At 71.1% G+C, this 23,304-nt stretch carries 20 protein-coding genes; 13 read left to right on the top strand and 7 right to left on the bottom strand.

Translation table 11 applies throughout. The features are described 5' to 3' along the window. Positions 1 to 15 precede the first annotated feature (15 nt). Positions 16 to 1,608 carry an AMP-binding protein gene (locus ACWCRD_RS27200; protein ID WP_450968392.1) on the bottom strand — a complete coding sequence of 531 codons (1,593 nt, stop codon included), beginning with the start codon at positions 1,606 to 1,608 and terminating at the stop codon, positions 16 to 18. 125 nt (positions 1,609 to 1,733) lie between these two features. Between ACWCRD_RS27200 and ACWCRD_RS27195 the strand changes: the two genes are divergently transcribed. Together ACWCRD_RS27195 and ACWCRD_RS27190 are read left to right on the top strand one after the other, a co-directional pair. Continuing rightward, positions 1,734 to 2,909 carry an acyl-CoA dehydrogenase family protein gene (locus ACWCRD_RS27195; protein WP_450968391.1) on the top strand — a complete coding sequence of 392 codons (1,176 nt, stop codon included), beginning with the start codon at positions 1,734 to 1,736 and terminating at the stop codon, positions 2,907 to 2,909. Further along, entirely contained in the window at positions 2,906 to 3,304 is a 399-nt protein-coding gene (locus ACWCRD_RS27190) for a RidA family protein (RefSeq protein WP_450968390.1), read from the top strand. Before ACWCRD_RS27195 ends, ACWCRD_RS27190 begins: the two co-directional genes overlap by 4 nt. A 9-nt stretch (positions 3,305 to 3,313) precedes the next feature. Here the strand turns inward: ACWCRD_RS27190 and ACWCRD_RS27185 are convergent, their stop codons facing one another. Next, a complete protein-coding gene (locus tag ACWCRD_RS27185; protein WP_450968389.1) occupies positions 3,314 to 3,508 on the bottom strand; it encodes a DUF5999 family protein in 195 nt (64 codons plus the stop codon). 251 nt (positions 3,509 to 3,759) lie between these two features. On the opposite strand from ACWCRD_RS27185, the gene ACWCRD_RS27180 reads away from it, so the two are divergent. Further along, positions 3,760 to 4,218 (top strand): DUF6299 family protein, encoded by a 459-nt coding sequence (locus ACWCRD_RS27180; protein WP_450968388.1) that lies wholly within the window; start codon positions 3,760 to 3,762, stop codon positions 4,216 to 4,218. 69 nt (positions 4,219 to 4,287) lie between these two features. Here ACWCRD_RS27180 and ACWCRD_RS27175 read toward each other — a convergent pair whose 3' ends face one another. The 3 genes from ACWCRD_RS27175 to modA are packed head-to-tail and all read right to left on the bottom strand — an operon-like array spanning position 4,288 to position 7,045. Beyond that, positions 4,288 to 5,373, bottom strand: a complete 1,086-nt coding sequence (locus ACWCRD_RS27175) for an ABC transporter ATP-binding protein (protein WP_450968387.1) — start codon at positions 5,371 to 5,373, stop codon at positions 4,288 to 4,290. After that, complete coding sequence (modB, locus tag ACWCRD_RS27170) at positions 5,370 to 6,224, bottom strand: molybdate ABC transporter permease subunit (protein WP_450968386.1); 855 nt, start codon at positions 6,222 to 6,224, stop codon at positions 5,370 to 5,372. Before modB ends, ACWCRD_RS27175 begins: the two co-directional genes overlap by 4 nt. Further along, the gene (gene modA, locus ACWCRD_RS27165) at positions 6,221 to 7,045 is read right to left on the bottom strand and encodes a molybdate ABC transporter substrate-binding protein (protein WP_450968385.1); all 825 of its coding nucleotides are present in this window, start codon (positions 7,043 to 7,045) and stop codon (positions 6,221 to 6,223) included. The genes modB and modA overlap by 4 nt, the downstream gene beginning before the upstream one ends. Before the next feature lie 454 nt (positions 7,046 to 7,499). Between modA and ACWCRD_RS27160 the strand changes: the two genes are divergently transcribed. Then, entirely contained in the window at positions 7,500 to 8,192 is a 693-nt protein-coding gene (locus ACWCRD_RS27160) for a M24 family metallopeptidase (RefSeq protein ID WP_450968384.1), read from the top strand. Between the two features lie 147 nt (positions 8,193 to 8,339). Here the strand turns inward: ACWCRD_RS27160 and ACWCRD_RS27155 are convergent, their stop codons facing one another. Next, a complete protein-coding gene (locus ACWCRD_RS27155) occupies positions 8,340 to 8,759 on the bottom strand; it encodes a winged helix-turn-helix transcriptional regulator (protein WP_450968383.1) in 420 nt (139 codons plus the stop codon). A 191-nt stretch (positions 8,760 to 8,950) separates the two neighbouring features. Further along, entirely contained in the window at positions 8,951 to 10,990 is a 2,040-nt protein-coding gene (locus ACWCRD_RS27150) for a radical SAM protein (protein ID WP_450968382.1), read from the bottom strand. A gap of 418 nt (positions 10,991 to 11,408) precedes the next feature. Here ACWCRD_RS27150 and ACWCRD_RS27145 point away from each other — a divergent pair, with 418 nt between their 5' ends. From ACWCRD_RS27145 to ACWCRD_RS27105, 9 genes are all read left to right on the top strand, one after another. Next, the gene (locus ACWCRD_RS27145) at positions 11,409 to 12,482 is read left to right on the top strand and encodes an LLM class flavin-dependent oxidoreductase (protein WP_450968381.1); all 1,074 of its coding nucleotides are present in this window, start codon (positions 11,409 to 11,411) and stop codon (positions 12,480 to 12,482) included. 60 nt (positions 12,483 to 12,542) lie between these two features. Beyond that, positions 12,543 to 12,710 (top strand): thiomuracin/GE37468 family thiazolyl RiPP peptide, encoded by a 168-nt coding sequence (locus ACWCRD_RS27140; RefSeq protein WP_232646936.1) that lies wholly within the window; start codon positions 12,543 to 12,545, stop codon positions 12,708 to 12,710. 58 nt (positions 12,711 to 12,768) lie between these two features. Continuing rightward, positions 12,769 to 12,936, top strand: coding sequence for a thiomuracin/GE37468 family thiazolyl RiPP peptide (locus tag ACWCRD_RS27135; protein ID WP_232646937.1), 168 nt, complete (start codon positions 12,769 to 12,771; stop codon positions 12,934 to 12,936). A gap of 120 nt (positions 12,937 to 13,056) precedes the next feature. Beyond that, complete coding sequence (locus tag ACWCRD_RS27130; protein WP_450968380.1) at positions 13,057 to 15,039, top strand: hypothetical protein; 1,983 nt, start codon at positions 13,057 to 13,059, stop codon at positions 15,037 to 15,039. Beyond that, positions 15,032 to 16,681: a TOMM precursor leader peptide-binding protein gene (locus ACWCRD_RS27125; protein WP_450968379.1), complete on the top strand. Its 1,650-nt coding sequence runs from the start codon at positions 15,032 to 15,034 to the stop codon at positions 16,679 to 16,681. Before ACWCRD_RS27130 ends, ACWCRD_RS27125 begins: the two co-directional genes overlap by 8 nt. After that, on the top strand, positions 16,678 to 18,258 hold the full coding sequence (locus ACWCRD_RS27120) for a SagB family peptide dehydrogenase (RefSeq protein WP_450968378.1): 1,581 nt from the start codon (positions 16,678 to 16,680) through the stop codon (positions 18,256 to 18,258). The genes ACWCRD_RS27125 and ACWCRD_RS27120 overlap by 4 nt, the downstream gene beginning before the upstream one ends. After that, on the top strand, positions 18,255 to 20,906 hold the full coding sequence (locus tag ACWCRD_RS27115; RefSeq protein ID WP_450968377.1) for a lantibiotic dehydratase: 2,652 nt from the start codon (positions 18,255 to 18,257) through the stop codon (positions 20,904 to 20,906). Before ACWCRD_RS27120 ends, ACWCRD_RS27115 begins: the two co-directional genes overlap by 4 nt. Then, positions 20,899 to 21,876 (top strand): lantibiotic dehydratase C-terminal domain-containing protein, encoded by a 978-nt coding sequence (locus ACWCRD_RS27110; RefSeq protein WP_450968376.1) that lies wholly within the window; start codon positions 20,899 to 20,901, stop codon positions 21,874 to 21,876. The genes ACWCRD_RS27115 and ACWCRD_RS27110 overlap by 8 nt, the downstream gene beginning before the upstream one ends. A 4-nt stretch (positions 21,877 to 21,880) precedes the next feature. After that, positions 21,881 to 23,299 carry a nitroreductase family protein gene (locus tag ACWCRD_RS27105; RefSeq protein ID WP_450968375.1) on the top strand — a complete coding sequence of 473 codons (1,419 nt, stop codon included), beginning with the start codon at positions 21,881 to 21,883 and terminating at the stop codon, positions 23,297 to 23,299. Positions 23,300 to 23,304 lie beyond the last annotated feature (5 nt).

Below are 23,304 nucleotides of genomic sequence, written 5' to 3'. Positions count from 1 at the left end.
CTTAGGTCTTCGGCATCAGTGCCGGTCACTTTCCGTGCGCAGTCTGAAGCGCTGCAGCTTGCCCGTCGCCGTGCGGGGCAGGGCGTCCAGGAAGACGATCTCGCGGGGGCACTTGTACGGCGCGAGCTCGGACTTGACGAAGCCGCGCAAGGCCTCGGCGTCCCGCTCGGCCCCCTCCCTGAGGACGACATACGCCACGACGACCTGTCCGCGCGCCTCGTCGGGCCGCCCCACGACGGCCGCCTCCACCACGTCCGGGTGGCGCAGCAGGGCGTCCTCCACCTCCGGCCCCGCGATGTTGTACCCGGCCGAGATGATCATGTCGTCGGCGCGGGCGACATACCGGAAGTAGCCGTCGTTCTCACGGACGTATGTGTCACCGGTGACGTTCCAGCCCTCGCGCACATAGACGCGCTGGCGCGGGTCGGTGAGGTAGCGGCAGCCGACGGGCCCGCGCACCGCGAGCAGCCCCGGCCGGCCGTCGGGCAGGGGCCGGCCGTTCTCGTCCTGCACGCGCGCGTGCCAGCCGGGCACGGGCACGCCCGTCGTGCCGGGCCTGATGTGCTCGTCGGCCGCGGAGATGAAGATGTGCAGCAGCTCGGTGGCGCCGATGCCGTTGATGATGCGCAGCCCGGTCCGCTCGTACCAGTCCTGCCAGGTGGCGGCGGGCAGGTTCTCGCCGGCCGAGACGCAACGGCGCAGGGACGAGGTGTCGTGGGCGTCCAGCTCGTCGAGCATCGCGCGGTAGGCCGTCGGCGCGGTGAACAGCACGGAGACCCGGTGCTCGGCGACCGCCGCCAGCAACTGCCGGGGATGGGCCTGTTCGAGCAGGAGCGCGCTGGCGCCGACCCGCATCGGGAAGACGACAAGACCGCCGAGCCCGAAGGTGAAGCCGAGCGGGGGGCTGCCCGCGAAGACGTCGTCCTCATGTGGTTGCAGCACATGCTTGGCGAAGGTGTCGGTTATGGCGAGCACATCCCGGTGGAAGTGCATGCACCCCTTGGGACGGCCGGTCGTGCCCGAGGTGAACGCGATCAGCGCGACGTCGTCGGCCGCCGTCGCGACGGTCGGGTACGGGGTGTCGGGCGCCGGGCGGTGCAGGAGGTCGTCGGGGGCGTCGCCGCCGTACGTCGTGATCCGCAGGCCCGGTATCTCGGCCTTGGCGAGGTCGTCGACGGCGCGTATGTCGCACAGGGCGTGCCGGATCAGCGCCATGTCACAGATGACTTCCAGCTCGTGCGGCCGCTGCTGGGCCAGCACGGTGACCGCGATCCCGCCCGCCTTCAGCACCGCCAGCCAGCAGGCCGCGAGCCAGGGCGTGGTCGGGCCGCGCAGCAGGACGCGGTTGCCGGGGACGATGCCGAGGTCCCCCGTCAGGACATGCGCGATGCGGTCGACGCGGGCCCGCAGATCGCCGTACGTCCACGAGGGCCCGGCAGGGGTGTGGAACACCGGGCGGCCGGGGTCGGCGTGGTCCAGCAGCTCGGCGGCGCAGTTCAGCCGATCGGGGTAACGCAGCTCCGGCAGGTCGAACCGGAGTTCCGGCCACTCCTCGGGCGGCGGGAGGTGGTCGCGCGCGAAGGTGTCGACGTGGGCCGAGACGTTCATGGCGGTGCGCCCCCTTGCCGTTGTGGGCGTCCTGGTGGGCTCGCGTCTGGAGCGTATCGTGTTGGTGACGACAGTCAACAGTGCGCGATATCGTCGAGGGGTCATGTCGAGAGAGGGGACCGCCAATGCCCGTATTCTCGCTCGATCCGGTACAAACCGCCTGGTGTGCCGAGCTGCGGGCTCTCGCTGCCGACCGGCTGCGCCCGCTCGTGGAGAAGGCGGAGAAGAGCGAGCCGGGGCACGTCAACCGCCCGCTGGTCGCCGAACTCGGCCAACTCGGGCTCCTGGAGCGGCTGTTCACCTCGGGGGCCCTCGACCTCTGTCTGATGCGGGAGTCGCTCGCGTACGCCTGCACGGAGGCGGAGACGGCCCTCGCGCTGCAGGGGCTGGGCGCCCATCCGGTCCATGCGTACGGCACGCCGGCCCAGCGGGAGCACTGGCTGCCCCGGGTGAGCGAGGGGAGCGCGGTCGCCGCGTTCGCGCTCAGCGAGCCGGGGGCGGGATCCGATGCGGCGGCGCTGTCGCTGACCGCCCGTCCCGACGGCCCCGGCCGCTGGCGGCTCACCGGCGAGAAGTGCTGGATCTCCAACGCCCCCGAGGCCGACTTCTACACCGTCTTCGCGCGCACCACCCCCGGCGCCGGCGCCCGCGGTGTGACCGCCTTCCTCGTACCCGCCGACCGTCCCGGCCTGACCGGCAGGGCCCTCGACCTGCTCTCGCCGCACCCCATCGGCGCCCTCGACTTCGTCGGCGTGCCCGTCACGGCGGACGATGTGCTCGGTGAGGCCGACCGCGGGTTCCGGGTCGCCATGGGAACCCTCAATCTGTTCCGCCCCAGCGTCGGTGCGTTCGCGGTCGGCATGGCGCAGGCGGCGCTGGACGCGACCCTCGCGCACACGGCTCGGCGGGATGCGTTCGGCGGCAAGTTGAAGGACCTGCAGACCGTCGCCCACCAGGTCGCCGAGATGGCGCTGCGCACCGAGGCGGCCCGCCTCATGGTGTACGCGGCGGCGACAGCGTACGACGAGCACGCCCCCGATGTCCCGAAGCGTGCGGCGATGGCGAAGCTGCTCGCCACCGAGACGGCGCAGTACGTCGTCGACCAGGCCGTCCAGCTGCACGGCGCCCGCGCCCTGCGCCGCGGCCACCTCCTGGAACACCTCTACCGCGAGGTGCGCGCCCCTCGCATCTACGAGGGCGCGAGCGAGGTCCAACGCGGCATCATCGCCAAGGAGTTGTACAAGGAGCCGGCCGGCGAGCCGGACAACGGACCGTCTGCCGACGTGGAGGCATCCGAGTGAGCACCGAGCGCGTCAACCCGCCCGACCTCTCCCCGCCCGCCGGCTTCTCCCACGCCGTCGTCGCCACCGGCACCCGGGTCGTCTTCCTGGCCGGCCAGACCGCGCTCGACACGGACGGCAAGGTCACCGGCGACACGCTGCCCGCCCAGTTCGAACGGGCCCTCACCAACCTCCTCACCGCCCTGCGCGCGGCGGGCGGCACCCCCGCGGACCTGGCCCGCGTCACGGTCTACGCCACCGATGTCGCCGCCTACCGTACCCACGCCCCCGAACTGGGGTGCCTGTGGCGGGAGTTGGCGGGACGTGACTACCCGGCGATGGCGGTCGTGGAGGTCGTGCGCCTGTGGGACGAGGAGGCGATGGTGGAACTGGACGGGTTCGCGGTGCTGCCCTAGGCGTGCTGATCAGGCGGCGACGGCGAGCCGCTCGGCCGGTGCCCGGTGCGGTGCGACGGCCTTGCCGTCGGGCGTCAGCTCACCGCTGTCGTCGAACACGATCGCGCCGTCGCACAGGAGGCTCCAGCCCTGTTCGGGGTGGGCGGCGACGACGTGCACGGCGAGCTCGTCGAAGGAAGGGCACGAAGTCCGGTGGGAACACATGGCGCACCTCCACGAAGGTCGGGACCGTCCGCCGGTCCCCATGGGTAGACCATGCTCTTGTCCCGCAGTGTCGATTATGCGGCTCCGCCGCGGGGCATCGGAACGCCCGGACGTGAAGCGTGACAACACGCGGACAACACCAGGACGGTTCCACGACCGTCGGTGCGGACTCGCCACCGAGTGGGTGACGGTCACGACCGGGAGCGTGCCCGGCGGGTACCAGTGGAAGCCCCACCCACTGGAGGTTTCCGATGTTCAAGCGACCCGCCCTGGCCCTCGCCGCCGGTGCCGCCCTGCTCCTGCTCACCGCTCCTGCCGTGACCGCGGCCCCGTACAAGGCCGCGGAGCTGGAGGAGACGGTGACCGTCGACCCGACGGGCCACATCTCCGCCGACGGCACCGTCACCCTCTCCGGCACCTACCGCTGCACGGACAGCGCGGGCGCGGCGTTCGTCAGCTCCTCGGTGAGCACCACGAAGGCCTCCGCGACCCACGGCACCTCGACCCTGATCCAGGGCATCGGCGGCACGCTCGCCGTGTGCGACGGGGTGACACACCGCTGGGAGAACTCCAGCAGACCGTCCCCGGCCATCGGCCCGGGCAAGGTCAGCGTAGAGGCCACGGTCGCGGAACTCCGCTTCGAGGGGATCCTGCCGCTGCCCCGCATCCACGCCGACGACCGGCACGAGGTCACCCTGACCAAGGCCTGACCGCCACCCGTGCGCGCCGCCGGACCCGCCCGGCGGCGCGCACGCGCTCGAACCCACCGCCGGGGCGCCTCAGGCAGGATAGGCGTGGGTCTGTGCCGCCTTCACCGTCGCCCAGACCGTGCCGCCGGGGTGCAGGTCGAGTTCGGCCGCGGCGACCGTGGTGAGGTCGGCGGCGAGGGGGAGTTCGCCGGTGAGGGCGGCGCGGATCTGGTCGCCGTGGGTCTCCAGGCCGGCCACTTCGCAACGCCAGAGGTTGCGGGCGCTGGCGCCGGTGGGGCGGTCCCGGTAGAGGGTGACCGCGCCGGGCGGGAAGACCACGAAGACGGGGCCGGTGAGGTCTTCCTCGGTCGTGATGGCGGGGCCGTCGTCGAGGCGGACCGTGTGGCCTTCGGCCTCTCCTCGGTAGAGGTTCAGGCCGACCAGATGGGCGATGTAGTCGGTGCGCGGATGGCGGGCGATGTGCGCGGGGGTGCCCTCCTGGACGACGCGGCCGTCCTCGATGACGACCAGGTGGTCGGCCAGGACCATGGCGTCCAGCGGGTCGTGCGTGACGAGTACGGCGACGGCCTCGAAGTCCGCGAGGTGGTGGCGGAGCTGGGCCCGGACGTCGAGGCGGGTGCGGGCGTCGAGGGCGGCAAGGGGTTCGTCGAGGAGCAGCAGGCGGGGGTGGGTGGCCAGCGCGCGGGCCAGGGCGACGCGCTGGGCCTGGCCGCCGGAGAGGCGGCGGGGTTTCACCCCGGCGTGTCCGGTCAGGCCCATCCGCTCCAGCCATACGGCGGCCTCGGCGCGGGCCTCGGCCTTGGTGGCGCCGTGGCAGCGCGGCCCGAAGGCCACGTTGTCCAGGGCGGTCAGATGGGGGAAGAGCAGATAGTCCTGGAAGACGACACCGACCGGGCGGGACTCGGGCGGCACAGCGTCCAACTGCTCGCCGTCCAGGCGCAGATGGCCGCCGGTGAGCGGCACGAGCCCGGCCAGGGCGCGCAGGGCGGTGGTCTTGCCGGCGCCGTTGGGGCCGAGGAGGGCGACCACGTCACCGGGCGCCGCCCTCAGCGTCACGTCGAGGCGGAAGGAGCCGCGCTCGACCAGCAGCCGGGCGTCGAGACCCTCTCCGGTGCGGGTGGGGGCGCCCACGGCGGCCTTGTCGATGTCGGTCATGAGGGGGTCATCCAGCGGTCTCGCAGCCCCGCCAGCACGGCGATCGACACCGCCAGCAGGACCAGGCTGAGGGCGATCGCCGCCTCCGGGTCGTTCTGGAGGGCGAGATAGACGGCGAGGGGCATGGTCTCGGTGCGGCCCGGGAAGTTCCCCGCGAAGGTGATCGTCGCACCGAACTCGCCCAACGCGCGGGCCCAGGCGAGCACGGCGCCCGCGGCGACACCGGGGGCGATGAGCGGCAAAGTGACCCGGCGGAACGCGGTGAAGCGGGAGGCACCGAGCGTGGTGGCCGCCTCCTCGTAGCGCGGGTCGGCGGCGCGCAGGGTGCCCTCGACGCTGATGACCAGGAACGGCATGGCCACGAAGGCTTCGGCGACCACGACCCCGGCGGTGGTGAAGGGCAGGGTGACACCGAACCAGGAGTCCAGCCACTTCCCCAGCACCCCGTTGCGCCCCAGCGCCATCAGCAGCGCGACACCACCCACCACCGGCGGCAGCACGAGCGGCAGGGTGACCAGAGCCCGTACGACACCACGTCCCGGGAACTCGACCCGGGCCAGCAGCCAGGCCAGCGGTACGCCGAGCACCAGGCTCACCGCGGTCGCCGCCGTCGCGCAGACCAGGGACAGCTGGAGCGCCTGCCACACCTCGGTGCTGGTCAGCAGGTCGGGCATGCTCCGCCACGGGGCCCTGACGAGCAGGGCGACGAGCGGCAGGACCAGGAACGCCAGGCCGATCAGCGCGGGTACGAGAAGAGGCAGCGGAGCACCGCCCCTGAGGACTCGGCGGCGCCGCGGGCCACCGGTCAGGGTGTCCGCGGCTGAGGCCTGGTCCGGGGAGGGAGGGGTCACGGCTTGAGGAACCCGGCCCCGGTCAGGACCTGCCGGCCCTCGGCGGACTGCACCAGGGCGATGAACGCCTTGGCCGCCGCGGCGTTCGGCGCGTCCTTGAGCAGGGTGATCGGGTAGTCGTTGACGGCGTCGGCGGACTCGGGGAACTCCACGCCCTGCACCTTGCTGCCCGCCGCCTTCACATCGGTCTTGTAGACGACCGCGGCGTCGGCCTCCTTCAGCACCACCTTGTTGAGGGCGGACTTGACGTCCTGCTCGTAGGAGACCGGGGTGAGCTTCAGCTTGCTCGCGTCGAGCGCCTTCTGGGCGGCGGCGCCGCACGGCACCGTCTTGTCGCACAGCACGACCTTCAGCGAGGACTTGGTGAGGTCCTTGAGGGAGGCGACCTTGTCGGGGTTGCCCGGCAGGGTGGCGATCTCCAGCTGGTTGCGCACGAAGGTGGCCGGGGTGCCCACCGCGTCACCCTTGGCCGTCACGATCTTCATCGTCTTGGGGCTCGCCGCGGCGAAGACGTCGGCCGGGGCGCCGCCGGTGATCTGCGCGGCGAGGGTGTCGCTGCCACCGAAGCTGAAGGTCACCTTCGTACCCGGGTGGGCCTTCTCGAACTCCCTGCCCAGCGTCGTGAAGCTCTCCTTGAGCGAGGCGGCGGCGAACACTGTCACCGTGCCCGACAGCTTCGGCGACGAGGACGCCGGCGCCGAGGTGTCGGACTTGGTGGCGTTCGAGTCGGAGGACGAACAGGCGCTCAGGGCCAGCAGCGCGGCGGCGCTCACACCGGTCACCTGCAGCATCCGGCGGGTCCCACGCACGGAACGGGTCATCACGGGTAACTCCCTTGAGGTCCTGACGGACTCAGCTACGGTCTCGCGACCTTCTCCACGGTCTCTCGACGACCACGTGGGTCGACTTGATCACGGCGACCGCCGGAACACCGGGCACCCGGAACGGCCTGCGCCGATGATACTTCCGCAGATGCAAGGCGAAAGTCTGCTGTCGCATCGCATGAGCCGGAACTGTGATCTGCTGGCATGGCATGTGCGTTTGTACGGGAGGGTGGTCCGGATACGGTCCTGCGGGAGGTGGCAGCCCGTGAGTCCGACCCTCGCAGCTGCCCGTACGGCCGCACGACCCGCGGCGGAACCCGTCCTCACCGGCGACCCGGACCGACCGGCAGCACACCTTCACGGGCCCACTCCTGCACGACGTCCTCAAGGACGCGGGCCCGTCACTACACCGGTCGTTGCCGTGAACGATCCGGGTAACTACGTTCGGCCCATGGCGGACGATGACGAACCCACGCGTGCGCAGCGCTTGCTGGACGCCCAGGCGAAGGCCGTGCGGCTCTTCGCGGAGGTCGAGGAGCGCGGGCTGATCGCGCCCGGGCAGGGGGAGCGGGCGGTCAGCGACCGGATCCGGGACCTGGCCAACGAGCTGTTCGGCACGACCCGGCACTGGCACAAGCGGATCGTGCGCTCCGGCCCGAACACGCTGGTGCCGTACAGGGAGAATCCGCCGGACCGGGTGATCGGCACGGACGACATCGTGTTCGCCGACTTCGGGCCGATCTTCGAGGAGTACGAGGCCGACTTCGGCCGGACCTTCGTCCTCGGCGACGACCCGGTCAAGCAGCGACTTCGCGACGACCTGCCGGAGATCTTCGCCGCGGGCCGCCGCTTCTTCGAGGCAGACTCCGACATCACGGGCAAGCGGTTGTACGCCGAGGTGGAGCGGATGGCCGCCGCGGCCGGGTGGGAGCTGGGCGGCTGGCACGCCGGGCATCTGGTCGGGGAGTTCCCCCACGAACGGATCGACGGAGCGGACGCGGAGTCGTACATCACCCCCGCCAACGACACCCCACTGCGCCGCACCGACAAGGCCGGGCGCACCTGCCACTGGATCCTGGAGATCCATCTCATCGACCGGGAACGGGAGTTCGGCGGCTTCCACGAGGAGCTGCTCACCCTCTGATCACGAAGGCGTGGTCGCGCTTCCTTCCGCCACGCCCGCGTGATCATGGACACGGTGCACCTACGGCAGGAGACGCCGCCGCGCCCTCCCCGCACCCGCGTCCGTGTTCCATGTGTCATCCGCCGGGGCCGCGTGCCCGTCGGCGGATCAGGCGGGTTCCGGTCCCCGCGGCCGGTGTGGCACTGAGGAGTCCTGGTCCGGGCAGCAGTGCGCCCGCCGGTCGTATGCCATCTGGTGCGCCCGGATCTGGTCTGTGTTGGCGACGGTCCAGGCGTGCAACCGGTTGAACGGTTCCCTCAGAGATTCGCCGAGTGGAGTGAGGGAGTACTCGACCCCGACCGGTGAGGTCGGCAGCACTCGGCGTGTGATCATCCCGTTGCGCTCCAGGCGACGAAGGGTCTGGGTCAGGACCCGGTGGGTCACGCCGTCGATGTGGCGCTTGATCTCATTGAACCGCCTCGGCTCGTCGAGGACCGCCATGACGGTCATCGACCACTTGTCGCTGATCTGGTCGATGATGGCGCGGCAGGTGCTGTCGGGGCTGTGGACGGGGCGTTCGGTGGTCATGGTCCCCCCTTGATATCCATGGGGCGCAGCAGCCGCCTTGAGACGGAGATGAATCATCCCGGGCTGCGCGTAGTGCGCATGATGCACCCTGGTCAGGTGGTGCAGGTGATGTGTTCATGATGTTGTCCAGACAAAAAGGTGTCAATAAGGGGTGGCACCCCAGGTGACAGGGCCCGGCGGGTGCGCACGGGTCACGCGACGGCCGGCAGTTCGTCGGGCAGAGCGAACAGCAGGTCGTACAGCGGCCGGCCGGTACCGTGCCAGATGGACAGCGCGTAGACACTGATCGGGAAGTGGATCCAGCGCGGTGGCGCCCACACCGTGCCGCGCACGATGCTCCCCTGGTTGCCGGTGTCGAGGCTCGACGGCACGTCCCCCGAAGCGACGAGCAGGTCCCAGCCCCGCCTCGGGACGGCGAAGTCCGTCTCGGAGAGCTCCCCGTGCAGACTCGCGCGCAGGATCGTCGTCGCCGCGATGTCAAGGGTCAGCGCACCGTCGACCAGGACGCGGTCGACCTCGAACCCGGTGCCGGCCAGCCAGGTGCACAGGTGGTCGACCGCCGCCTTGAGCAGGTCCGCGGTGGCACGCCCGGTGCGCACGGCGCGGCACAACAACGCCTGGTAGTGCACCTCTTCGGGCACGATGGCCCGGTTGCCCATGACCGTCTTCAGCATCGCCATGTCCAGGGAGGACGGGTCCCGGTAGACGGCGGAGACATCGCGCGCCACGGCACGCATGAACGGGTCGGCACAGTCGTCCAGCAGGAACGACCACAGCTGGCGGCACAGGTCGACCATGCGGACGCCCGTGGTCGTATGGAGGACGCGGAGCGCGCAGCGCAGCAGGATCTTCTGGAACAGCGTCATGGACACCCGGAACTCCATGCCCCGCACCCACTCGTCGGCGGTCATGCACCCGTGCTCCACGACCACGTCGGCGACGAGTTCGGGATTGGTGATGTCGGCGGGCATCCAGCGCGTCCTCAACGCGTGTTCGTCCCGGAAGGAGTCGCGCGAGTACTCGGTGTTGTTCAGCAGCAGCAACGGATAGATCACCGGCGATCCGCCCGCGGTCAGCACCTCCTCGACGCCGTTGAGGTACTTGTCGAACGTCTCCCCGGGCAGGCCCCAGATGAGGTCGGTGTAGGTGGGGACGTCGAGTTCGCGGAAGCGGGACAGCAGCCGGCGGTAGTGGTCGGTGCGGATGTTGGCGCGGTTGGCGATCTTCAGCACGTCCGCGTCGAAGGACTGCGCGGACAGTGTGATCGCACCGGTCAGGTCGGCGGCGTGCAGCATGCTCGCGATCTCCACGATGCGCTCGTTGCCGTTCTTCGCCCAGTTGGTGCTGACGATCAGCCGCTTGTTGTACCGCCGGCAGAGTTCCACGATGTGCTCGGCGATCTGCCGGTCGCGGCCGAGGATGCCGAAGTTCGCGTCCGCGATGAACAGCGTCGCGTCCTGGGGCATCAGCCGGATCAGCCGGTCCAGCTCGGCGAAGATCCGCTCCAGGTCGAACTGGCGGACCTTGGAGTTGGTCGCGCCTCCCCAGTAGCAGAAGGCGCACCCGTACGGGCAGCCCCGGTTGGTCTCGTAGACGATCATGGACGAGCCGGTGATCTCCTCGTCCGAGTACACGGAGGTGAGAATCGGCGAGACGACCTGGTCGAGGTCGGTGATGCGGTCCGCGTCCGGGTTGGTGACGACGGCGCCGTCGCGCCAGTGGCTGATGCCGGGGATCGCGGCGAGGTCCCCGTCGGTCAGGAAGGCGTGCAGCAGGTCACGGAAGCGCAGTTCGCCCTCGCCGTGCACCAGCACGTCCAGCCAGGGCGCCTCGGCGAACAGCGGTTCCTGCTGGTAGCTGACGTCGTTTCCGCCGACGACGACGCGACAGTCCGGCCAGCGCTCCTTCACCTGGCGGGCCAGCTCCAGGGACTGGGCGCGGTTCCAGAAGAACACCGTCAGCGCGACGACGAACGGCTCGTCCCAGGTGTCGAGCAGTTCCTTCGTCGCCTGCTCCCCGCCGCTCTGCTCGCGCACGCTGATCCGGAAGTCGCATGCCGCGTCGAGTACGGGGTCGGCGATCGCGGCCGCCTTGAGGTAGCCGAGGGTGACGCTGTACCGGACCCCCTGCATCGCGGTGAACTCGAGGAGCTGGACGGGTTTCCGCCCGTCGGGCACCAGCGGCTGCGCGCCGGTACGGGCGACGTCGTTCGTCTCGATGGCGGAGGTCATAGTCACATCCAAATAAATCGAGCAAGACGAATGTTTCGGACGCCGGAGTGGCCCTCGCGCGCCCGTTCGTGCGTGAGGAGGAAGGAGGGAGTCGTCCCCGCCGGTCCGTCCCGTCCGGCCCGGCTCCGCTTTGCGGTGCCGTTGCCCCGACGCAAGGCCACGGTCAATGGCCGCCAATTGCCGCCAACATTTCCAGCGGCGCGCATTGGCGTCAATAACGCACCCCAGGCACCGTAAGTATCCCCGAGGATACCGGGCCAGATTTGAGCTTTATTTGAGATTCGTAAAAATGTCGGGGCGTAATTGACGGCCCCAGTGCCCCCATGTAGCGTCAGCGCCGAAACACCTGGTGGCGTGCCGACCGGCCCCAGTGTTCGGGCAGTGAACCTCCGGAATTCATCCGGCGGATATATGGAGTGTGGTATCGGTGCGCTTCGGGCTTTCTTTTCTTCCTGACTGCACGCCGGAGATGAAATCTCCGCAGACCTATTTCCGTGATGCGCTTGAGTTGTCGGTCCAGGCGGAGGCCGGTGGCCTTGATTCGGTCAAGATGACCGAGCACTATCTGCATCACTACGGCGGTTACTGCCCCAGCCCGCTGGGTTTCCTGTCCGCGGTGGCCGCTCGGACGAGCTCGGTCCGGTTGATCACCGGATGCGTCCTGCCGGTCTTCCACCATCCGATCCAGTTGGCGGCGGAAGCCGCGCAGGTGGACGCGATCAGCGGTGGCCGGCTCGACGTGGGGTTCGCCCGGGCGTACCTGCCGGACGAGTTCGACGCGCTGGGTGTGGAGATGGACGAGAGCGTCGACCGATTCCGCGAGACGATCCGCGCGGTGCGGCGGATCTGGACCGAGGAGAAGGTCAGTGAGCAGACGCCGTTCTTCTCCTACCGCGACGTGACCGGACTGCCGCGGCCCACCCAGCAGCCGCACCCGCCGATGTGGGGTGCCGCGGTGCGCACACCGGACAGCTTCACCTGGCTGGGCACGGAGGGGCTCGGGCTGCTGATCACGCCGATGATCTCGCCGCACGAGTTCCGCGCCCAGCTGACCCTCTACCGCAACGCCTTCCAGGCGGCGCACGGTGATTCGGAACTGCGGCCCCGGGTCTCGGCCAGCCTGCCGCTGGTGGTCGCCGAGACCGACGAGCGCGCGGCCGAGATCGCGGAGACCTACCTGCGTCGTTACCTCGACGTATGGGCGGAGGCAGTGAGCCCCTGGGACAGGCGGGAGTCCTCGGCCTACCGCGGCTACTCCGGGTTCGGCTGGATGCTGCGCGGCATGCAGCCCAAGAAGCTCTACACCGAAGGCGGTGCGATCGTCGGATCGCCGGCCACGGTCATCGACCGCATCCGTGCCTTCAACGAGGACATCGGCGGCGTCGACCAGATCCTGTGGCAGGTCGATTTCGGCGCGATGCCGCTCCCCGAAGCTCGGCAGACCCTGGAGCTCTTCTGTGACCAGGTTCTGCCGGAGGTGAAAGCACTCTGACCGTCGGTGCCGGTCCCGATCGGGACCGCATCGGCCGTACGCCGAAAGGAGGTGAAAGACATGGAGGGATTCGACGAGCTGGTGCTGGATGACAGCGCCTTCGAGCTGGTGGACCTGGGCGAGGTGGTGCCCGAGTCGGTGACGGCCGGCTACGGCCTCACGGAGCTGTCCGCTTCCGGCGGCGCCAGCAGCTGCTGCTGCTGCTGCCCCTGCTGCTCCTGCACCTGATCCGGGGCCTGCCCCGGCACATGTGCTCCGCACGAGACAGGCGAAGGAGGTGAACGACATGGAGGACTTCGACAGCCTGGTGCTGGATGACAGCGCTTTCGAGCTGGTGGACCTGGGCGAGGTGGTGCCCGCGTCGGTGACGGCCGGTTACGGCCTGACGGAGCTGTCCGCGTCAAAGGGCCAGAGCAGCTGCTGCTGCTGTTGCCCGTGCTGCTCCTGCACCTGATCGGGCGCTGAATTCTCGGCACATGTGCTCTAGCCGGTGCGTGTTCACCAAAAGGGACCGGGTGGCTCTCGGCCCTTCCTGCTGGCCAGTTGTCAATGAATTTGCAAAGAAGCGGTGGTCATGGGAGTCGATGTGGAGCGGATACGGCCACGACTGCGCGGTGACGTCTACGTCATGCGCGTTCCGGAGGGTGCGTACATCCGCAGCAACCTGGGCGGGTCAATACTCAAGGGCGCGTCGACGTACGAATTCATCCAGCGGATCGCGCCGATGCTCGACGGCACCAGGACGCTCGGCGAGCTGTGCGCCGCCGTGCCGGAATCCAGCCGTAGCGCACTGGCGAAACTGATTCTGCTCCTGCAGGGCAAGGGTTACGTAAAAAATGTGTTGGACGACCGTCCGCACACCCTGTCCGGCGAGCTGGCCACCACCTACGCGGCCAACATCTCGTTCATCGAGTACTTCACCGATTCGCCGGAATTGCGCTTCGAGACCTATCGCAACAGCTCCCTCGTGCTGACCGGATCCGGTCCGCTGTTGCAGGCCCTGGCCAACTCGCAGCTGCGCGCCGGTGTGCGTACGGTACGGCTCGCACCGTTCGCCGAGTCGCACTTCGACCGCGACCGCGTCGACGAGCACCTGGCCGCGTCCCGTGAACAGGACCCGGAGCAGCGGATCGAGTACCTGGAGGCCGACGCCCGGCCGCTCGACCTGCTGACTGCGGACGCCACCATGGTGCTGCACGTCGCCGACCGCCCCATGATCGAACGGGCCCGGCTGCTGCCCGCAGCCGCCATCGCCGCGGGCGCCGCGTTCGGGCAGGCGCTGGTGGCGGGTGACGAGGCGTGGATCGGCCCGGTGATCGGCAAGGACGACGAGGCCACCGCGTGGGATTCGGCGTGGCGTCGACTGTCCGCACTCACCTCGGACCTGACCGGTGCGGATCTGCGGGACCACCCCGAGGTGGCCCCGAGCGAGTTCCTGCGCGGACCCACCGTCGCACTGGTCGCCAACCAGCTGTGCTTCGCGGCGTTCCGCCATCTCACCGGAATCGACGAGGGCAGCGGGGCCGCTCACCTGGTGCGATTCGACCTGGAGACGCTGGAGACCTCGAAGCACGCGTTTTTGCCGCACCCACTCGCCCGGCCCGTGGTTCCCGACGACCCGGCGCGGCTGACCGCCCTGGCCGCCGCGGCTCCTGTCGACGACGACGAACTGGCCCGGCGCGCGGTGGACTTCGTCGACCCGCGGACCGGTGTGTTCGCCGAGGTCACCGAGCGCGACTACGAGCAACTGCCGCTGTTCGTCAGCGAGGTCGTGGTCTCCGACCCGGTCGGCCTGGCCGGTGGTCCCTTCCCGGTCCACGGTTGCGGCGAGACCGTGGTCGAGTCGCGCCAGCGGGCCGTCCGGCACGCGTTCGAGCGCTACGCGGCCGTCATGGCCGACTCCCGCAAGGGCGAGAGGCTGTACGGCCTGGACGTGCTGACCGGTGAACACGTCACGGTCGACGCCGCGGAGGTCTTCCCCGCGCGGACCGCGGCCAGTGGGCTGGACTGGTCCGACGCCGTGCGCGCCGCGGTGGTGGCGGCGGCCAACGACCGCGTCGCGCAGGCACTTTCGGCCGCCGCCGGACCACTGCCGCGGCTGGACATGGACACCGCTGAGCTGACCCCGCGCGGTGAGCGCTACCTGAAGCTGCTGGGCATCGTCGAGCAGTCCTTCGAGGTCCACGACCTGTCCGGCCTGCTCGGCCTGCCCACGTTCGCGTTCACCACCCCGACCGGCACGGTCGCGTACGTCAGCGACCTGGAGGCGGGCGTGGCGCTGGAGCAGGGGCTGGAGCGGACCCTGCTCGCCTACCAGGCCCGGGTCACGGACCAGCCCGGTTACGCGCCGGCGCCCGTGCCCGAGCTGCCTGTGGCCCTGCGTGGGACCGCCGCCGAGGATGCGGCCGGGGCGCGGCCCCGTTCGGCGCCCCTGGAAGAGGTCGTGGCCGGGCTGACCCGGGAAGGCGGCCGGGTGGTCGCGGTCCCGCTGGACCACGATGCCTCCGTGGCCCGGGCCTGTCCGTTCGTCGTGCGTGCCGTGGTCGTCCATGGCTGACCAGCCGCAGGTGCTCCGCGAACCACATCAGGTGGTCGTGGGACCGTGGGCGCCGGGCTGTCCGGAGTGCCTGCGCACGCGTCGTGCCGCGTCGGCCTCCACCGAACGCGCCGCCGAGATGGCGGCCGTGGCGCCGGACCGGGAGCTGCCGAGCTTCCTGGCCGACACCGTCGCCCAACTGGCCGCGGTCCGGCCCGGGGCCCAGCGGTTCTGGATCGTCGACACGGCCACGCTCGCGCTGTCCCGCCACGGTTTCCTCAACGATCCGCACTGTCCGGCGTGTTCGGTGCTGCCGGCCGACACCGAGCAGGCGGCGAGGCCCGTCCGGGAGGCGCGGCCGAAGCTGTCGCCGGAGTCGAGCCGCGTCCGCCCGCTGGACCAGGGCGCACTCCGGGCGGCCTACGTCGACGAGCAGAGCGGCCTGATCCCCTCGGTCACCGCCTACACCCAGCACGCCTTTCCGTTCACCGGGGCCGTTCTGGCCGTACCCGGTGCCCCGATGGAGCCGGCCGGTTACGGCCGCACCAGGGACTTCGCCTCCGCGTGGTCCATCGCGGTGGCCGAGTCGCTCGAACGGCTCGCCGCGTACGCGCCGGCCAGGCGGACCGGCGTCAGGGCCGGTTACGCCGACGTGGCCGGTGCCGCGATCGATCCGCGCTCGCTCGGCCTGTATCCCGACGACCGGTTCCTGACCCCGGACTTCCCCTACCGGCCGTTCACCGAGGACGCGGTGACCGACTGGGTGTGGGGGTACTCCTTCGGCCGCGGCCGGCCGGTACTGGTGCCGGAGAGCTTCGTCTACCACCGGTCGCCGATGCCCGCCGGCGAGCGCAGGTTCGCCTGTGAGATCTCCAGCGGTTTCGCGCTCGGGGGCTGCTACGAGGAGGCCGTGCTGCACGGCGTCCTCGAGGTCGCCGAACGCGACGCCTTCCTGATGGCCTGGTACGGGCAGATTCCCCTGCCTCGCATCGACCTCGCCACGGTGCCCGATCGCCGTATCCCGCTGGTGGCCGAGCGCATCGAGCGCCAGGGGTACCGGGTGCACGTGTTCGACTCCACGCGGGAGCACGGGATCCCGTCGTTCTGGACCCTGGCCGAGGACGTCACCGGGACCGGCCGGCCCAGGGCCGTGTCGACCGGCGGCAGCGGACTGCGCCCGGCCGAGGCGATCCTGGCCGCGCTGCACGAGCTGAGCCAGACCGTCGAGTACGTGACGATCCTCGCGCTCGATCCGGGCTGGAGCGAGCGCGCCCGGCATCTGGCCGGCCACCCGGACGAGGTCGTGTCGATGGCCGACCACCTGCTCTGCGCGGCCGATCCGGCCAGTTTCGACCGGTACTCGTTCCTGCTCGACGACCCGGTGACATCGACCTGGCAGCAGGGACTCGAACGCCGGCCGTGGCCGGTCAACGCCGACATCGGCGCGGATCTCGACGAGTGCGTCCGGCGTTTCGCGGCGGCCGGCATGGACGTCGTCGCCGTCGACACCACCTCCATGGAACAGACAGCTGGAGGCTTCACATGCGTCAAGGTGATGGCACCGGGGTCGGTGCCGATGACCTTCGGACACACGGCCCGGCGGGTGACCGGGCTGCCCAGGCTGCCCGAGGTGCGCAACCCGCACCCGCATCCCTTCCCGTGACCGGGGCAGCCGTGATCGAGCACGAGGCCCGCGTGGGCCGGGAGTTCCTGCGGGTCAGCCTGGAGGACCTCGCCGAGGCGATGGAGACCCGGCAGTCGGAGTACGCCAACCCGGACGAGCCGCTGAAGTTCAAGATCTACCGGGGCCTGCCCCGGCGCCCGCTGACGACCAGGGTGCCCCGGCGGCTGACCGGGGTCGAGGCGCTCGACGAGCAGGCGCTCTCCACGTTGCTGCGCTACGGCTACGGCATCTCCCGGCAGGAGTTCGACACCAACGGGACCTGGCCCTACCACCGGATGGTCGCGTCGGCGCGCTGCCTGTTCGCCGTCCAGCTGTACGTGTGCCTGGCCGAGGGCGTCCACCACTACGACGCCCCGCACCACTCGCTGGTGCGGCTGCGCGACGGGGACCACCGGGAGCTGCTGGCCCGGGCGACCGGATCCACGGGTGCGCCGCCTCAGGCCGTACTCGTGCTCTCCGGGCTGTTCTCCAAGGCCGCCTACATCTACCGCGACTACGCCTACCGGCTGTGCACCCAGGAGGCCGGTCTGCTCACCGGGAACCTCGACCTGGTGGCGCGGTCCATGGGCCTGCGGGCCCATGTGCACCACCAGTTCGTCGACGAGCCGGTCAACAAGCTGCTCGGGCTCGACCCCGACGAGGAGCCGGCGCTCGTGGTCCTGCCGCTGCACCTCGCCGGTGCCGACCCTGGAATCCGGCGCCGGGAGGCGGTGCAAACGGCGGCGGCACTGGCCGGGACCCTCGACCCGATCGAGCCGTACGTGGTCCGCAGCGGACTGCGGGTCGCGCAGGCATGTCCGACGCTGACGGCGGTCAACCGCGCGTCCCTCCGCACCGACACCGGGGGTTTCGCGACGGCCGAACCGGCCGCGCCCGCGCTGCCCGCAGCCGAACCGCTGGCCCCGCCCCGGACGGCCGCTCCGGAAGTGGACCTGGCGCAGGTGCTGCGGGCCCGCGATTCCGGTCCCGGGATCTTCCGGCCGGTCGCCTCGCAGGTCGACGGACCCGAACTGTGGGCACGGCTGGCCCGGGTACGCACCGGGGTCAGCAGCGATGCCGTCCCGGCGGGTGCGCCGGTGCCGGTGGAGATCTTCCTGACCGTCGGTGACCTCACCGGCATACCTGCGGGCTGCTACCGGCTCGACCAGGGCACCGGCGCGCTGCACCCGGTCCGCCCGGCGACCCCCGACACAGGGCAGGGCGGCACGGACGCCCTCACCGCGATCGAACGCGTCACCATCCCCGGACCGGTCTTCCGGAACATGAACGCCGTCGTCCATCTCGTCGTCGACCGCGACTGGGCCTTCGACACCTTCGGCGACCGCGGCTACCGGGTGCTCAACCAGGAGGCCGGACTGCTCGCGCACCGCGTGTGCGTCGCGGCCGCCGCGCAGGGAGTCTCCGGCCGGATCGTCAACGCCTACCACGCCGACGGAGTGCGCGCGGCGCTCGGACTCACCGAACAACGCCACGCCCCGGTCTTCCAGATCCTGTTGGCCAGGACCGGCCCGGGCGGTCGCGTGATCGTGCCCGTCGAACCGGAGGGGGCTCAGTGAGGGACAGGTCGCAGGAAACCGGCCCCGAGCCGGCGCAGTACGTGCTCGCTCCGGCCGCCGTGGTCCGCCTCGCCGGCAGCCCGCTCGCCGCGCTGGAAGGACTGCGCTGCGTGCGGAGCTGGCGCACCGCCACCAGCCTGGTACCGCTGCGCGCCGAGATCGCCGTGGCGGCCGGCGAGTTGTCGGACCTGCTGCACGCGGCGGTCGGCGCCACCGGCGACGGCGAGCTCAAGGCCAGGCTCGTCGCGGTGCGCAGGGCCGTGCACCGCGGTCGGCACGTCGGCCCGGAACGGCTGGCCGGCCTCCCCGCCGAACTGGCCGGCCCGGTACGGGAATGGACGGCGCGGCTCGACGAACGCGACCGCCTGCTCGCGGCACTGCCGGAGCAGCTCGAACAGGACTGGGCCGCGAGCTACGAGTCCCTGCTCGCCGCGGCCCGGCTGCCCGCGTTCCAGCTCGGTCTCGTGCACGCCAACCCGGACATGTTCCTGGCCCTGCGGAAGTGGTTCGACACCGGTCGTGCCCCGCAGCGCCAGACCGTGCTGCGCCTGGCGCAGTACCTGGCCCGTTCCGCGGCGAAGACCAGCCCGTACTCCACGTTCACCAGCAGCGGCCTGGCCGCCTGGGGCCGGGCCGAGGACCTCGTCCAGCCGGCCGGGGGGCAGCTCACCGCGGTGACCGCGACCGAGGCAAGCGTCGGATCGCTGCACCGGATCGCGCGCGCGGTCTGCGAACGCCCCGAGCTGGTCGGCGGCTGCCGGATCCGGATCAACCCCAGCGCCACGGCCCTGGACGGCGCCCTGCTGTTCCTGGGCCGTCGGCCGGGGGAGTACGTGCACACCCTCGCGCTCACCCCGACCCTGCGCCGCGTGCTGGAACTGACCACGGGCCGGAGCACCTTCGACGACCTGCGCGGCGAGCTCCTGGCCCTGGCCGCGGACGGGAACCAGGTCGACGTGTTCCTGCGCCGGCTGGTGACGCTGGGCCTGCTGGAACTGGTCCCGCCGCTCGCCGACCAGTCCGCGGACCCGGTCGGCGACCTGCGTGCCTGGCTGCGGCAGCGCCGGCAGCCCGGCCTGGAACGGCTGGACCGGACCCTGCTGGGGGTGGCCGAGGCCCTGTCGAGCTACCCGGCGGTCACCGAACCCGGCGACCGCGTCGCCGTCCGCGAAGCCGTCGTCCGCGGACTGGACACGGCACTGCGCGAGGTGGGCGACCACGCCCACGCCCACAGCCCGAAGATGGCCCAGGAGTTCGCCCGGTACAGCTTCTACGAGAACGCCGTGCACCCCGGAACGACGGCCGTACTGGACCGGGCGGGCTGGCGGCCGCTGCTGGACGACCTGGACGCGGTGCGTACCCTGCTCGGCCTGATCGGTCCCGATCTGCCGTTCAAGCTCACGCTCAGCGAGATGTTCCGCAGCCGCTACCCGGCCGGCGCGCAGATCCCGCTGCTGGTGTTCTACCGGGACGTGCTGGCCGAGCAGTCCGCCGGCGCCGCCTCGGGCCCGGCCGGGCAGGGGTCGCTCCTCGCACACAGCCGGTTCGCCGCCGCGGACAGCCCGGTCGGGGCCGTGCGCGAGCTGCACCGCCTGCGCACCGCCGTCAAGCGGCTGCTGGGCGAGCGGAGGCCCGACGGGGACGGCGTGGTCCGCGTCGACCCCGAGGAGGTGCGGACGCTGGCCAAGGAATGGCCGGACTGGGTCCGCACACCGACCTCGCTCGCGGTCTACTGCCAGCTCGCCGACGCCGTGCGCGGGCCGGAACTGGTGGTCAACAGCATCGGTTGCGGCTTCGGCCGCGGCCGCAACCGGGTACGGCAGATCCTGGACGTGCTCGACCTGCACGCCGACGTCCCGGACGAACCGGGGCCGGCCGTGCACCGCGGCGACATGCTCTTCGCCGAGTTCGAGGCCGTGGCCCGCTCCGCCGTCAACGTCCGCAAGCCGGGCGTGGGGCTGGTCGTCGACTACCCCGGTGTCCGCAGCACGCGCACGGACGACGACCGGGTACCGGTCAACGACCTCTATGTGCACAGCGGTGACGACGGGTTGCTCGCGCTGGTGTCGCGGCGGCTGGGCAGGCGGATATGCCCGGTGCACCCGGGTCTCGGCGCCGACCGGCTGCTGCCGCCCGCCGCCCGCTTCATGATCGAGGCGTTCGGCGAGTCCAACACCTGGTTCGGTGCGCACACCGAGCTGAGGATGACCTCGGACCCGCGGGCGGACGACGGCGTACGCCACCTGCCCCGGCTGATGGTGGGCGGCGTGGTGCTGCGCCGCGCCATGTGGATGACCCGCGCGGACCGGCTGCCCCGGCGGGCCGATGCCGAGACCGGTGCGGCCTGGATGCTGAAAACAGCCGCCTGGCTGGCCGAACACGGCATCCCCGAGCGGTGCTTCGTCACCGTGCTCGACCCGGCCTTTCTCGGCCAGGGCGAGAACAGGCAGGGGCCGAGCAACGACACCAAACCGAACTACGTGGACTTCGCGAGCGCGCTGCTGCTGCTCGGCCTGGAACGCCGACTCGCCGAACCCGACGCGATCGTGCAGATCAGCGAGATGCTGCCGGACCCCGGCCAGGTCCGCGGCGAGCACGTGGCGGAGTACATCGTGGAACTGAACGAGCCCGGAGTCACATATGTCTGAGCACACTTGGGTCAGCGCCCACCTCTTCTACCACGGCGACCAGGACGCCGTGATCGTCGGCGTCGTCAGGCCCGTCGTCGAACGGCTGGGCCGGGCCGGGCTGGCCGATGGCTTCTTCTTCCTCCGCTACTGGGAGGGCGGCCCGCACGTCCGGCTGCGGGTGCGCGCCCGCCCGGAGCAGGCCGAGGAGGTCCGCTCGGCCATCGAGGCGACGGCCGCGGAGTTCTACCGCACGTCGCCGTCGCAGTCCGAACTGACCGAGCAGGGCTACACCGAGTCCGCCGCCGCACTCGCCGCGCTGGAGCAGATGACCGACTACGACACGGTGCTGCACCCGGACAACTCGGTCGCGTTCATCGACTACGTGCCCGAGACCTCTGTGTTCGGCAGCGGCCGCGCACTGGAGGCCGTCGAGAAGCAGTTCATGGCCGCAAGCGCCCTGGCGGTCGAACTGATCGCCCGCGGCCGGACCCCGGGACAGCGCGCCATGGACGCCTTCGCCATGATGGCCGCCAACCGTACGGTCTTCACCGGCATCCTGCCCGAACTCGCCTACCAGGCACGGTTCATGGTCGAGAGCGGCGGCTCCGCCGCCCAGCTGCTGGAATCGTCGGACTTCGAGCGGTACTTCGACGCCAACAAGGCCCAGCTGCGCGCCGGCCTGGAGACGGTGTGGGCGGCGACCAGGGGGGTGGCGCTGCCGGACTCGTCGGTGGCGAGCAACTGGCTGAAGACCGTGCGGGAGGCCAACGACACCCTGGTCGAACTGGAGTTGCTGGGTCAGCTGGACGCCTACCCCGACTTCGAGGCTCCCGCCGATGTGCTGCAGCACATCAACCACCTGGTCCCGCAGCTGATCGTGGAACGGTGCATGCACCTGATGTGCAACCGGCTGGGCATCAGCCTGGCCCAGGAGTCCCACCTGCGGCTGCTCCTGACCAGAACCGCCTTCGACCTGTGCGGCGTGTGACCCCATGAGCAACGAGGCGACCCGCTACCACGAGAACGTGCACACGCCGACCGAGGTGGCGAACCCGGAGGCGTACCCGCCCCGGGTGGTCAAGAGCTACCCGGGCGCACCGCGGCACCCGCTGCCCTGGCCGCCCGAGAAGTCCGAGCACCGGCTCGGCAGGCAGCTCGCCGAACTCGGCGGCATCACCCGGGCCCAGTGGCTGACCCCGCTGGACATGCTGCCCTTCACCGACAGCTTCGAGGCCATCCCGGACGACGATCCGCTGCAGTGGCTGGTGACCCGCCGTCCGACGCCGTCGGGGGGCGCCCGGTACAGCGCCGAGTGGTATGTGATCGCCGGGCCCGACTCGGAGGTGCCCGCCGGCGTCTACTACTACGACCCGGCCCGGCACGACCTGGTGCGGCTGCGTTCGGGTGACCACCGGAGCTGGGCGGCGTCCCGGCCGGCCACGACGATCCTCGTGCAGACCAATGTGTTCTGGCGGCTGGCCGCCAAGTACGGCGAGATGTACTACCGTCTCGCCTGCCTGGAGGCCGGGATCCAGGTGGCCCAGGCGCTGGTGGCCGCCGCCGACGAGGACGCCACGGCCCGGCTGTGCTTCCCCGACGCCGACCTCACCGAGCTGCTGGGGCTCGACCCGCGCAGCGAAGGGGTGCACGCGGTCGTCGAGCTCGTCGCACCGGTGCCCGCCGCGTTCGAGGGCCCTGCGCTGTCCGCCTTCCCGCGCGCCTTCGCCGCACATGCGGCCGTGCTCACCGAGAGCCGCCCAGCCCCGCAGCCGCTGCCCTCCGCGCCCCCTGGGGAGACCGGACGGATCAGCCTGCCGCATGCGGAGGCGGACCTGCGGGCCGGAACGCGCAACCGTCGTGCGGCCATGCGCGGCTTCAGCGGCGCGAGCATGCCCATCGGCACGCTGGCCGCGATCCTCACCGCCTACGGCCGGCCGGTGCGCTGGGACCTCCCGGCGAACCTGGTCGAGTTCTACTGCGTCATCGCCGACGTGCCCGGGGTCCCGGACGGCGCCTACCGCTACCTGCCCGACGAGCACCAGCTGAAACCGGTCGGCGAGGGCGGCAACCCCCGTCAGGTGCTGCGCGAAGCCTCCCTTGCCGCGCTGACCCAGCAGGGTGCCCGCACGGCGAACGTATGGCTGCTGCCGGTGGGGGACGCCGAGGCGGCCGAGGAGCGGTTCGGTTCCCGCTGGTACCGCGTGCAGCAGGCGGCGGCCGGTGCCGCACTGCACCGGGCCTGCCTCGCCGCCGCAGCCGCCGAGGTGGCGGGCCGGATCCAGAACGACGTGCTCACGCACCTGCTGGACGGCTGGTTCGGCCTGGAGGGGCGCAAGCGGAGCCTGCTGGTGGCGCAGTTCGGCACCGAGCACCCCGCCGGGCCGCGCCCCGAGTTCCGGCTGACCTGGTGAGAGGG

It is taken from the genome of Streptomyces sp. NPDC002092 (assembly GCF_053593775.1).
This window is presented reverse-complemented; position numbering and strand designations above follow the sequence as displayed.

What these genes read in the sequence shown, in the direction of transcription:
- ACWCRD_RS27200 (WP_450968392.1), bottom strand. Translation starts at nt 1,608, where the DNA reads ATGAACGTCTCGGCCCACGTCGACACCTTCGCGCGCGACCACCTCCCG.
- ACWCRD_RS27195 (WP_450968391.1), top strand. Translation starts at nt 1,734, where the DNA reads ATGCCCGTATTCTCGCTCGATCCGGTACAAACCGCCTGGTGTGCCGAG.
- ACWCRD_RS27185 (WP_450968389.1), bottom strand. Translation starts at nt 3,508, where the DNA reads ATGTGTTCCCACCGGACTTCGTGCCCTTCCTTCGACGAGCTCGCCGTG.
- ACWCRD_RS27180 (WP_450968388.1), top strand. Translation starts at nt 3,760, where the DNA reads ATGTTCAAGCGACCCGCCCTGGCCCTCGCCGCCGGTGCCGCCCTGCTC.
- ACWCRD_RS27175 (WP_450968387.1), bottom strand. Translation starts at nt 5,373, where the DNA reads ATGACCGACATCGACAAGGCCGCCGTGGGCGCCCCCACCCGCACCGGA.
- modA (WP_450968385.1), bottom strand. Translation starts at nt 7,045, where the DNA reads ATGACCCGTTCCGTGCGTGGGACCCGCCGGATGCTGCAGGTGACCGGT.
- ACWCRD_RS27160 (WP_450968384.1), top strand. Translation starts at nt 7,500, where the DNA reads ATGGCGGACGATGACGAACCCACGCGTGCGCAGCGCTTGCTGGACGCC.
- ACWCRD_RS27155 (WP_450968383.1), bottom strand. Translation starts at nt 8,759, where the DNA reads ATGACCACCGAACGCCCCGTCCACAGCCCCGACAGCACCTGCCGCGCC.
- ACWCRD_RS27150 (WP_450968382.1), bottom strand. Translation starts at nt 10,990, where the DNA reads ATGACCTCCGCCATCGAGACGAACGACGTCGCCCGTACCGGCGCGCAG.
- ACWCRD_RS27140 (WP_232646936.1), top strand. Translation starts at nt 12,543, where the DNA reads ATGGAGGGATTCGACGAGCTGGTGCTGGATGACAGCGCCTTCGAGCTG.
- ACWCRD_RS27135 (WP_232646937.1), top strand. Translation starts at nt 12,769, where the DNA reads ATGGAGGACTTCGACAGCCTGGTGCTGGATGACAGCGCTTTCGAGCTG.
- ACWCRD_RS27130 (WP_450968380.1), top strand. Translation starts at nt 13,057, where the DNA reads ATGGGAGTCGATGTGGAGCGGATACGGCCACGACTGCGCGGTGACGTC.
- ACWCRD_RS27125 (WP_450968379.1), top strand. Translation starts at nt 15,032, where the DNA reads ATGGCTGACCAGCCGCAGGTGCTCCGCGAACCACATCAGGTGGTCGTG.
- ACWCRD_RS27110 (WP_450968376.1), top strand. Translation starts at nt 20,899, where the DNA reads ATGTCTGAGCACACTTGGGTCAGCGCCCACCTCTTCTACCACGGCGAC.
- ACWCRD_RS27105 (WP_450968375.1), top strand. Translation starts at nt 21,881, where the DNA reads ATGAGCAACGAGGCGACCCGCTACCACGAGAACGTGCACACGCCGACC.